Here is an 11636-nt window from a genome sequence, read left to right as displayed (position 1 = left end):
TGAAGCTGACCAATACTAATTGCTCGTGAGGCTTGACTATACAACACCCAAACAGTTGTTGTATCAAGCTGAATTCTAAACTAATCCTTGATTTAGTTAATGCGACACAATAAAATTTTGACCCAATAGCCAATCCGTTAATAACTCATTTGGAACAAAGTAAGGCATTACATGCAAAAGCATCAAGCTTAAGCAAAGTAACTAAGACCCGAACAAGTCCATAACAGTTGTGCTGGCGACAATAGCAAGAGTGAACCACCTGATCCCTTCCCGAACTCAGAAGTGAAACCTCTTAGCGCTGATGGTAGTGTGGGGTTACCCATGTGAGAGTAAGTCATCGCCAGCTCATTAATTCAAAATCCCCCGAGCTTAAATAGCAGGGGGATTTTTTTATGCTTTTAATAAAGCTAAAGAATTATAAGTCCCAGAAAAGTATCTAAGCATCATGATCAAATAAATAGAAAGACAAGTATTCGGTCGCAAAAACCGGTCTTTAAATTGTCACTGAATCATCCCAACACTGTCATTTTTTCTTGTTTGAATGGTTTCCCCAATTGCTATTTTTAAACTTTATGAAAAAAAGATCTATTGGCCTTTTTATGGCCGTTGTGTTGGGCTTGAACGGATGTAATGATTCTGATGAAAAGACGCAGGTGACGCCTACACCCTTGATCAATGAGCCAACTTTGGTGGCTTTTGCAAAACTGGATGTGGCCACCTATGCAGAAGGACCAGATTCCGGTGCATATGTGACCGGTGCAAACGGAATTTTGCCGCCATTTTCTGGGCAGCCTGTGCAAGGTTTTTCGGCTGCTTTAAAAAATAATGATGGGACTTATCTGATGATGTCTGACAATGGTTTTGGCACGCAAGATAACTCGGCTGACTATCTGCTGCGTTTGCATGTGATTCAACCGACCTTTAGAACAAAAATAGCAACTAACACTGAAGTAAAGCATTTAAGTTATGTGCAGCTGCGTGATCCAAATAAACTGATTCCCTTTTCTATTGTCCATCAAGACACGGCCGAACGTTTATTAACTGGTGCAGATTTTGATCCGGAATCGATACAACGCGCACCGAATGGCGAGATCTGGATTGGAGATGAGTTTGGACCCTATTTACTCCATTTTTCTGCTGAGGGTATATTGCTGAGCCCGCCAATTCCATTACCGAATCCACTGAATCCGGCGCAAGAGCTGCGTTCACCTCAGAATCAGTTCAATAAAGAACAGCTGAATTTTGTTGAACCACTGGTACAGCGTAGCGGTGGTTTTGAAGGCATGGCGATCTCTCAAGATGGAAAATATCTGTATCCGCTGTTGGAAAAGCCATTACTGAACGATAGTTCTAATCGTTTAATCGTGTCTGAATTTGATTTGGCAAAAAAAGCCTATACAGGCAAATATTATTATTTTCCATTGCATACTAGCGCCACCGCGATTGGTGATTTTCAGCTGTATAGCCCGACTGAAGGAATTATTATTGAACGGGATGATAGTGAAAACGATCTGCTGGGCTATAAAAAGCTGATTAAAGTCACGCTCAGCACCGCTGGTCAGAATATGCAGAGAGAAGATCTGGTCAATTTGATGGATATTGCCAATCCGGATTTACTTTATGGCACTGCGCGAGCGGGCGATATTGCGACCGGTGAGCGTTTTGGTTTTCCGTTTCAGACCATTGAAGATATTGTCATTGAAGGTCCAGACCTGATTACTGTGCTGAATGATAATAACTTTCCTGGTTCAAGCGGGCGAAATGCCAATCTGGCCGATGATAATGAAATTATTCAGATCCGTTTGCCAAAAGCATTGTTCTAAATTTATCAGCAATTACAGAAGGTCACCTCGGGTGGCCTTTCTTTATGAAAATTTTTTTGTATATTTTTTAACAAAAGCATGCTATAAAAATCAAAACAGGCATAAAAATTGCTTATAAAACGCGGTATTAAAAAAGGTGGGTAGTATGAAGTTATCAGTGGGATTAAAAGTTGCCAACTCCCTGTCATTGACACCCCAGTTGCAACAGGCCATTCGTTTACTTCAATTATCAAGTTTAGAACTTGAGCAAGAAATTCAATTACAGCTCGATAGTAATCCATTATTAGAGAAAGTTGAAGAACAGGCCGATGTTGAGAGTCTGTCAGCGGCAGATACAGATCGTGATCAAAAAGATTTAACCAATGAATTAAATGCCGATCATCTGCCAGATGATTTACCGGTCGATACCGACTGGGATGATGTTTATACCCATCAGCCGACTAGTTTAGGTACGCCAGAATATGAAGAGCGTGAAGATAACCGTCAGGGTGTGCTGGGTTTAAAAGAGCATATGCTGGAGCAGATTAACCTGCTGCATTTTTCTAAAATTGACCAGCTGATTGCTTACTGCATTATTGATTCTCTGGATGATAAGGGCTTTCTGGAAAGCGATATCAGCGAGATTACTGCTTCGGTCCAGCATCTGCTCGATTCGATGGAGTATGAAGACAGCATCGAAGACGATGAAGTGCTGGTGGTGTTGAAACATATTCAACGGCTGGAGCCGGTGGGGGTTGGTTCGCGTCATCTGGCGGAATGTCTGTTGATCCAGCTGGAAAGTCTGCCGACAAATACCCCATGTCGTCAGGATGCTATGCAGTTGATGACCCATTATGAGTTATTAATCAGCAATGAAATTCCAAAACTACTCAAGCAGACCGGTTTAAACACCGATCAGCTGAAATGTGCGGTCGAGTTGCTGAAAACCTTGAAACCGCATCCGGGTATGGAGTTTGAAGATAAAGAGTCGGATTATCAGATTCCAGATGTGGTGGTGATGAAGAAAAATGACAGCTGGCAGGTACAGCTGAATCCGGATGTCATGCCAAAGCTCCGGGTTAACTCGTTTTATGCCAATATGATTCGTCGTGCCGATCAGAGTGATGACAATCAGTATTTGCGTAACCAGATGCTGGAAGCCAAAAACTTTATCAAGAGTATTGATGAGCGGCATAAAACCTTACTCAAAGTGGCAACCTGTATTGTTGAGCATCAGCGTACTTTTCTGGAAATTGGCGCAGAAGGCATGAAACCTTTGGTGCTACGCGATATTGCCGAAGAGGTCGAGCTGCATGAATCTACGGTATCCCGCGTGACCACCAATAAATATATGCTGACCCCGCGTGGCCTGTTTGAGTTGAAATATTTCTTTTCAAGTCATGTTGGCACTACATCGGGCGGTGAAGCATCGTCAACTGCGATTCGTGCCAAGATCAAAAAACTGATTGCTGAAGAGAACCTGCGTAAGCCTTTGTCTGATAACGCAATTGCCAATATTTTAAAAGAAGAGGGAATTGATGTGGCGCGACGTACGGTTGCAAAATATCGCGAATCTTTACATATTCCATCTTCTTCTGAAAGAAAAGTCTTGATCTAGTTTTGAAAATCTGCCTATTCTAGAGATTCATTATGACAACATAATGAATCTTTTTTCTATGAGGATGAGTCAAAATGATTGCATGAAGGTATCACTGAGCAGCAGTTCTGGTCCTGTACGTGAATCATTTTGATGATGACTCGTCTAATCCTAACGAAGGTGAGGGATAGAATTATGCAAATAACAATTCGTGGCCATCATTTATCAATTACACCTGCAATTGAAGAAAATATAAAAGCAAAGTTCGCGCAAATGACCAAACATCTGGATCAGGTCAATAGTATGCAGGTGAAGCTCAGTAAAGATCATCAGATCGATAAGCATTCTAAAAAAGGCAGTGCCAACCATATCGCAGAAGCGATTATCCGTTTACCTGGAACGGAGCTGTTTGCCCAGGCCTGTGCTGATGATATGTATACATCGATTAAGAAAATGTCAGAAAAATTAAAACGCCAATTAGACAAGCATCGCAAAATGCAGCTGGTTTATCAGCCTGTCGCGATTTAGCTGAAACAATCGGCAAAAAGAGGTTTTTAAAAAACCTCTTTTTTTATATATATAATGTATGTGACTAATGAATTATTTTTTTCATTTATAGTAAAATGACCGGTTTTACACCGTTGGTCCTATAAGAGGTCTTGTGATGAATAATGAACAGCTCGCTGAAATTTTAAAAGCTGCTTTTCCAGAGGCAGATGTAGTCGTTAGTGGGCAGGGTGGTAAATTTGATCTTCGTATTGTCGATGATCAGTTTGAAGGCAAACGTCTTGTTGCACGCCAACAGGCAGTGTATGCGCCGATTAATGCCTTGATCGCCAGCGGTGAAGTTCATGCGGTAACAATTAAAGCAATGACCAAAGAAGAATGGCGTAAAGCAAGCTTATTCGGAGCTTAATAAATTAATGGATAAATTTTTAATTCAGGGCGGTATTAAGCTCGAAGGTGAAGTGCGCATTTCTGGTGCAAAGAATGCAGCATTGCCATTACTGGCTGCCATGATTCTGGCCGACTCACCTATTACCCTGACCAATGTGCCTAATCTGAAAGATGTAAACACACTGGTTAAACTCATTGCGGGCCTCGGTATCACCATGTCTTATGAAGGCGATACTGTGGTGGCCGATACCTCGACCCTGAACAACCAGTTTGCACCGTATGAGCTCGTTAAAACCATGCGTGCGTCTATTTTGGTGCTTGGACCGCTATTGGCGCGCTATGGCAGTGCACAAGTATCACTCCCGGGCGGCTGTGCGATTGGTTCGCGTCCGGTCGATCAGCATTTAAAAGCTTTAGAAGCTTTAGGTGCAGAAATCCAGGTCGAAAATGGCTATGTACATGCCAAAGTCGATGGCCGCTTAAAAGGCGGCGAAGTGGTTTTTGATATGGTAACCGTAGGCGGCACTGAAAATATCTTGATGGCTGCCGTGCTGGCGGATGGTGTCACCACCATCCGGAATGCTGCGCGTGAACCGGAAATCACCGATCTGGCACAAATGCTGATTAAGATGGGTGCCAAAATCGAAGGCCTGGATACCGATACTTTGGTGGTAACTGGTGTAGAAAGTCTGCACGGCTGTGAATATGCGGTAGTGGCGGACCGGATTGAAACCGGTTCCTATCTGGCGGCGGCAGCCATTACTGGTGGCAAGATTAAAACCACGCATACCGATCCGGCCCTGCTGGAATCGGTGCTAGACAAATTTGAAGAGATGGGCGCAGAAGTCACCCGTGGGGATGACTGGATTGAACTGGATATGATGGGTAAACGTCCGAAAGCGGTCAGCTTCCGTACTTTGCCACATCCAGATTTCCCGACCGATATGCAGGCCCAGTTGATGGCAGTGAATGCCGTTGGTCGTGGTTTTGCCACCATCTCTGAAACGATTTTTGAAAACCGTTTTATGCATGTTCCTGAATTGGCACGTATGGGCGCCAATATTCAGGTTGAAGGCAATGATGCTGTGGTAACCGGTGTAGAAAAATTATCTGCAGCACCTGTCATGGCTACAGATTTACGTGCTTCGTTCTCTTTAGTGTTAGCAGCTCTGGCGGCTGAAGGGGAAACACTGATTGACCGTATTTATCATATTGATCGCGGTTATGAAAATGTCGAAGCGAAGTTACAAGGTTTAGGTGCCCAAATTAAGCGAGTAAGTTAATGAGCGATATGAGAAACGATGATCCAAACTTTGACGTAATGGGCAATTTTGATCATGGTTTAACTTTAGCATTAAGTAAGGGACGTATTTTAAAAGAGACACTGCCGCTGCTGGAAACAGCGGGCATTAACTTGCTGGAAGATCCTGAAAAATCCCGTAAGTTAATTTTTCCAACCACCCATAAACAGGTGCGTATTCTGATTTTACGTGCTTCTGATGTGCCGACCTATGTGGAAAATGGCGCAGCAGATTTAGGTGTGGCAGGTAAAGATGTCTTGATGGAACATGGCGCACAAAATGTCTATGAACCATTAGATTTAAAAATTGCCAACTGTAAACTGATGACAGCGGGTAAAGTCGGTATGGTTCGTCCAAAAGGCCGCTTAAAAATTGCGACCAAATATGTGAACCTGACCCGTCAATACTATGCCAGCCTGGGTGAACAGGTTGATGTGATCAAGCTTTACGGTTCGATGGAACTGGCACCGCTGGTCGGCCTGGGTGATTACATTGTCGATGTGGTCGATACCGGAAATACGTTACGTGCCAATGGTTTAGAACCACTGGAAGAAATCTGTAAAGTATCTTCCCGTTTAATCGTCAACAAAGCCAGTTTTAAACGTAAACAGGCGTTGTTAAATCCGATTATTGCCCAGCTAGAACAGGCTGTGGCTGATCGTGAACAGGCCAAACAGGCGTAAGTTGTTCAAATAAAAGACCGCTCTTGAGAGCGGTTTTTTATGGCGGTCTATGAGAACAGTCCTGTTAATACTTTTCTTCAATTTGAGCAAAAGTAATTTTCCATAAAAGTCCGTGGCCCAATGCGCGATTGATACCCACAAAAGCCTTGAAAACAGGTAAACTAATCTTTTCCATATCAACCTTGTGGGTAAATTGATGCGACGTTTATCGACTCAAGATCAGAACTTCAAGCAGGTGTTTGCTGACTTGTTGGCTTTTGAAACAGTGAGTGATCCAGAACTGTTAAAAACCGTAGACCAAATCATTGCTGATGTCCGTCAGCATGGTGATGCTCATGTTCTTAAATTAACTCAGCAGTTCGATCGACATCCCGCGCATCAATTTTCAGATCTAGAACTGACCCAGGAACAGCTTAAAGCCGCTTTTGATGGATTGAATCGTGAGGTGCGTGAGGCACTGGAGCTGGCTGCAGCACGTATCCGTGAATTCCACCAGGCGCAAAAGCAGGATGGCTGGACCTATGTTGATGCCTTGGGCAATACCTTGGGTCAGAAAGTCACGCCACTGGACCGCGTGGGCATTTACGTGCCGGGTGGTCTGGCGTCTTATCCATCTTCAGTACTCATGAATGCTGTTCCTGCGCATGTCGCGGGTGTGCCTGAAATTATCATGGTGGTTCCGGCGCCGAATGGTGAGTTGAATCCACTGGTGCTGGCGGCGGCCTATTTAGCGGGCGTGACACGTCTGTTTACCATTGGTGGTGCACAAGCGGTCGCGGCGCTGGCCTATGGAACAGAAACCATTCCATCGGTCGACAAAATTACCGGCCCGGGTAACCGTTTTGTCGCAGCAGCAAAACGTGCGGTATTTGGTCAAGTCGGTATTGATATGATCGCCGGACCTTCGGAAATTTTAGTTTATGCCGAAGGCGAGAATAATGCAGAGTGGTTGGCGATGGATTTATTGTCACAAGCCGAGCACGATACCGTCGCACAAGCAGTATTCATTACACCGGATGAGGAATTATTGAATGCTGTTGATGGCTGGATTGAAAAGCACCTAGAAGCATTGCCAAAAGCTGAGATCGCCCGTACCTCGATTGAAAACCGTGGTGCATTGGTATTGGTGAAGGATCGTCAGGAAGCGATTGAGTTAATTAATCAGGTGGCACCTGAACACCTGGAATTATGCATGGATGATCCGCAAGTGATGGCAGAAGATATTCGTCATGCCGGGGCAATCTTTATGGGACGTTATACCCCTGAAGCGATTGGGGATTACTGTGCTGGTCCAAACCACGTGCTGCCAACCTCAGGTACTGCGCGTTTCTCCTCACCGCTGGGTGTGTATGATTTCCAGAAACGTTCTAGCCTGATCATGTGTTCGCAAGAAGGGGTGAAAACTCTGGCCAAAACTGCGGATGTATTGGCGCAGCAAGAGAACCTGGATGCACATGCGAGATCAGCACGTTATCGTTATCAGTAATTAAAGAAATAGAAAACCTCTCCCTAGCCCTCACTTGCGCTTCATTTTAAAGCTGTGCTTTAAAACTTGCTCAGGAGAGGGAACTTTGAGAATTTAAAAATGAATATCACCACCGAACAAATGCGTTTCTGGAGTCCGGCAGTACGTGAATTAGAACCGTACGTACCGGGCGAACAACCGAAAATCCAGAATTTACTTAAACTGAATACCAATGAAAACCCGTATCCGCCATCGCCAAAAGTGGTGGAAGCAGTGCAGAAGGTACTGGCAAACTCGGCGGATGCGTTACGTTTGTATCCAGATCCGGATGCCTCCGAGTTAAAACAGGCCATTGCCAAACAGCAGCAGGTGCCGGTTGAGCAGGTTTTTGTCGGCAATGGTTCTGATGAAGTGCTGGCGCATATTTTTAAAGCCTTCTTTGTTCAGGATCTGCCGCTGTTGTATCCGGATATTACCTATAGTTTCTACCCGGTCTATAGCCAGTTTTTTGGGGTCAATACCCAGGTCATCCCTCTAAATGACAATTTTGAAATTGTGGTGGATGATTATAAGCAGCCAAATGGCGGCATTATTATTACCAATCCGAATGCACCAACCAGTATTGATATGGGCCTGGCTGCCATTGAGGAAGTGCTTCAAGCCAATCCAAACTCAGTTGTGGTGATTGATGAGGCCTATGTAGACTTTGGTGCCGAATCTGCGGTCAGCCTGGTGGAAAAATACGAGAATTTAGTGGTATGTCAAACCACATCTAAATCGCGTTCTTTGGCTGGTTTACGGGTCGGTTTTGCGATTGCCCAGCCACATTTAATTGCTGCGCTGGAAGCGGTGAAAAACAGCTTTAACTCTTATCCAATGGATCGTTTCGCGATTGCAGCAGCTGTCGCATCGTTTGAAGATCAGGAATACTTTGAAGCGCAGAACCAGAAAGTGATTGCGAGTCGCGAAACACTGGTAGCTCAGCTGGCTGAGCTGGGTTTTAAGGTATTGCCATCGAGTGCCAACTTTATTTTTGCTTCACTGCTAAGTAAAGACGCGGGTGAATTGGCAGCTGAATTGCGTGAACGTGGCATCATTGTGCGTTATTTTAACAAGCCACGGATTAACCAATTCCTTCGGATCACCATCGGTACCGATGAACAAAACCAGCGTTTAGTGGATACTTTGAAAAACGAGATTTTGGCTTAAGTGAATCCACCCTAACCCTCCTTTGATAAAGGAGGGAACTCTTCCCTCTAGAAAAGGTGAGAAACAATGGTTCTCAAGGGGAGGGATTCATAAAAAAGCGACTCAATTGAGTCGCTTTTTATTTATTCAGGTGTGTACCAGGTATTGAGTAAATCCAGCATCGCCGAAACCTTATCAAAACATTCCTGATATTCTGCATCACAATCAGAGGCAATGGTAATACCACCACCGGCCCATAACGAAACTTCGTGTTGATATTTTTGAATTGAGCGAATCAGAATATTCCAGGAACCGGTACCATCAAAATTAAAATAACCCATTGATCCGCAATAGGCCCCGCGTGGTTTGCCTTCCAGCTCTTCAATAATCTGCATGGCGCGAATTTTAGGGGCGCCAGTAATCGAGCCGCCCGGAAGTGCAGACAGCAATACATCTAGTGGATTGATCTCTGCTTTTAACGTCGCGGTGATTTCACTCACCATATGATGTACTTGTTTAAATGATTCAATATTGAATAACTTCGGCGTTTTTACTGAACCGGTTTCGGCATAGACACTCAGATCATTACGCAGTAAATCGACGATCATCACATTTTCAGCTTGATCTTTTTCAGAATTTTTTAAGGTCTGTTTAGATTGCTCATCTAATCGTGGATCTGTATAGCGTGGCATGGTGCCTTTAATCGGTTTGGTGAGGAGTTGCCGATGAGGCAGAAAATCAATAAATAATTCAGGTGAACAGCTAAGTAATTCAAAGTCATTTATTTTTAAATAACCAGCATAAGGAGCATGGGTTAGCGCCCAAAAATCAGCAGCGGTATTTAATAATAATCCTTCCGCAGAACCTTTAAATTCCTGGGTTAAATTAATCTGATAACAATCACCTGCAACAATATAATCCTGGACTTGATTAAAGGCCTGTTGATATTCAGTTTTATTCCAGCGTGCGGTACAGGCCTGAGTTAATTTAAATGAATTCTCCTGTTTTTGAGCCAACAAATTTTGAATATAAGTCAATAAAAATTCGGCTTGCTGCTCATCGCTGGTGAAATACCAGTGCCCATTTTCCAGAGTTAGAAAACTGTGAAATTGTCCTAGAAATAAACACGGTTGAGCTTTGCTTTGAGTATGAATGTGCTGTTGGGCGGCATAATCGTAGCTGATAAAACCGATCAGTCCACCTTTAAAATAACTGTCGCCAATACAACCAGTTGGCTGCAAAAAGTCATCTAAAGAAGGCGCTGCTGTTTCTTCAAGATAATGATTAAAACTGTGTTGCTTAAAATACTGCCATTTATTTTGTTGAATAAGGTAGTAATGTTTTGCCGATAAGCCAATAATCGGTTGGCCATTATTTTCTAAATAAACAAGATGTGAGAGTGAACCCAGCGCCTTTAAAATTTCTGCTGGGGTATAGGAGGATTCACAAAGTACTTGTTTGTAGAAAGATGAGGTGGCCATAAATTTGGAGAAAATCAACAATAAATATCTATTTTACCTGATTCTGCGCCAAGAAAATGCTTATGACCGTTTATCGGCAAGCTGAAAAATATGATCAATAGCAGTTGAACAAAATTTGACAGGGGGATAACTTTGTTAGTGCTATCCAGCCGCTCAAGGAAATACGTAGCAGGTTGCTAAAAACAAATAATCAACCCGCTGCACAAGAGTGGTAACAATCAAAAAAATAATACTCTTGGGAGAGTAAATATGAAAACATTTACTAAACTAGCTTTAGTATCTTCAATGGCATTAAGTGCAAATGCATTTGCAATGCAGGCAATGGATGATTCAGCACTTAGCGCAACCACAGGTCAAGATGGTTTATCGATTGGTATCGGTATTTCAAAAATTGAAATTGAAAAGCTCTTTATCCATGATAATGATGGTTTAAATGGTACCATTGATAATGCTGGTGCGATTGTTATTCAAGGGAATGGCATTGCTGGTGATGCGAATGAAAACTTTGGTATCGTCGTTGGTGCTAACTATGATGATGCAGGTGCTTATCTACTTGAATCTCGTAACTTGGCAGATTTAAAAATTGACTCTGATGCCGGTGCAGGTAGTGGTAACACAGCCTTTATTAACATCGCAGCTGATGTGTCTGGTCTGGATATTAAAATTGGTGAAATTGGTGTAACTGCTTCGGGTGTGCAAGGCAGCGCAAGCACAACCTCGACACTTCGCCGTGGTGGTGTAGATTCGAATTATAATGCCATTATTTCAGGCTTATCGCTTAAGACAGGCCCAATGTCAGCCAATATCCAGTTAGGTGCTGCGCCACAAGGGGCGATGATTAAACTGAATACTACGATGATTGGTGGTCTTGAAATTAATAATTTGGGTATTCTGGATAACTCAACGGCAAGTGCTGAGCGTGCAGCAGGTGAGATCTTTATTGAAAGTATTAAAATTGCCGATGCAGATGCTAATAACTTAACCATTACACAAGATGTGCGTGTTATGGGGGCAAGTGTCAGCAACCCGGATGACAAAGGTTATATCCAGATGATTAGCCATGGTGGTGCTAAAGATCACTATGTACAAGGTGTTCATTTAGGTAGCCGAGATGCTGCATCTATCGGTGATGTTGAAATTCAAGGTATGCAAACCTATTTCAGCCCAGCGGCTGGTCAATATCTTCCGGGGGCGGTTATCACTATTCGTGGTCACTAAGTCT

General features: G+C 43.4%; 10 protein-coding genes and 1 rRNA gene. 10 read left to right on the top strand and 1 reads right to left on the bottom strand.

The window, feature by feature from the left end; translation table 11 throughout:
* Positions 1-231: 231 nt before the first annotated feature.
* The 9 genes from rrf to hisC all read left to right on the top strand — a co-directional run bounded on the left by rrf (position 232) and on the right by hisC (position 8954).
* A 5S ribosomal RNA gene (rrf, locus tag FTT89_RS04100) occupies positions 232-346 on the top strand.
* Between the two features lie 226 nt (positions 347-572).
* On the top strand, positions 573-1823 hold the full coding sequence (locus FTT89_RS04095) for an esterase-like activity of phytase family protein (protein ID WP_257229683.1): 1251 nt from the start codon (positions 573-575) through the stop codon (positions 1821-1823).
* A 145-nt stretch (positions 1824-1968) separates the two neighbouring features.
* The gene (locus tag FTT89_RS04090) at positions 1969-3420 is read left to right on the top strand and encodes an RNA polymerase factor sigma-54 (RefSeq protein WP_160241019.1); all 1452 of its coding nucleotides are present in this window, start codon (positions 1969-1971) and stop codon (positions 3418-3420) included.
* A 174-nt stretch (positions 3421-3594) separates the two neighbouring features.
* On the top strand, positions 3595-3927 hold the full coding sequence (gene hpf / locus FTT89_RS04085) for a ribosome hibernation-promoting factor, HPF/YfiA family (RefSeq protein ID WP_005179935.1): 333 nt from the start codon (positions 3595-3597) through the stop codon (positions 3925-3927).
* 136 nt (positions 3928-4063) lie between these two features.
* On the top strand, positions 4064-4315 hold the full coding sequence (ibaG, locus tag FTT89_RS04080; protein ID WP_005179933.1) for a BolA family iron metabolism protein IbaG: 252 nt from the start codon (positions 4064-4066) through the stop codon (positions 4313-4315).
* Between the two features lie 7 nt (positions 4316-4322).
* The gene (murA, locus tag FTT89_RS04075) at positions 4323-5579 is read left to right on the top strand and encodes a UDP-N-acetylglucosamine 1-carboxyvinyltransferase (protein ID WP_005179929.1); all 1257 of its coding nucleotides are present in this window, start codon (positions 4323-4325) and stop codon (positions 5577-5579) included.
* Positions 5579-6280 carry an ATP phosphoribosyltransferase gene (gene hisG, locus FTT89_RS04070; protein ID WP_005179926.1) on the top strand — a complete coding sequence of 234 codons (702 nt, stop codon included), beginning with the start codon at positions 5579-5581 and terminating at the stop codon, positions 6278-6280. Before murA ends, hisG begins: the two co-directional genes overlap by 1 nt.
* Positions 6281-6464: 184 nt before the next feature.
* Entirely contained in the window at positions 6465-7766 is a 1302-nt protein-coding gene (gene hisD / locus FTT89_RS04065) for a histidinol dehydrogenase (protein ID WP_163170368.1), read from the top strand.
* Between the two features lie 99 nt (positions 7767-7865).
* Complete coding sequence (hisC, locus tag FTT89_RS04060; RefSeq protein WP_180061802.1) at positions 7866-8954, top strand: histidinol-phosphate transaminase; 1089 nt, start codon at positions 7866-7868, stop codon at positions 8952-8954.
* A gap of 122 nt (positions 8955-9076) precedes the next feature.
* On the opposite strand, the gene FTT89_RS04055 is transcribed toward hisC, so the two are convergent.
* The gene (locus FTT89_RS04055) at positions 9077-10414 is read right to left on the bottom strand and encodes an anthranilate synthase component I family protein (protein WP_180172710.1); all 1338 of its coding nucleotides are present in this window, start codon (positions 10412-10414) and stop codon (positions 9077-9079) included.
* Positions 10415-10663: 249 nt separating this feature from the next.
* Here FTT89_RS04055 and FTT89_RS04050 point away from each other — a divergent pair, with 249 nt between their 5' ends.
* Positions 10664-11632: a DUF6160 family protein gene (locus FTT89_RS04050; protein WP_168383804.1), complete on the top strand. Its 969-nt coding sequence runs from the start codon at positions 10664-10666 to the stop codon at positions 11630-11632.
* The last annotated feature ends 4 nt before the right edge of the window (positions 11633-11636 follow it).

The organism is Acinetobacter sp. YH01025 (genome assembly GCF_013420185.1).
In the GTDB taxonomy this organism is placed as follows: Bacteria; Pseudomonadota; Gammaproteobacteria; order Pseudomonadales; family Moraxellaceae; genus Acinetobacter; species Acinetobacter indicus.
The sequence above is the reverse complement of the archived record's forward strand: the minus strand, read 5'-3'. Positions and strand labels throughout refer to the sequence as shown.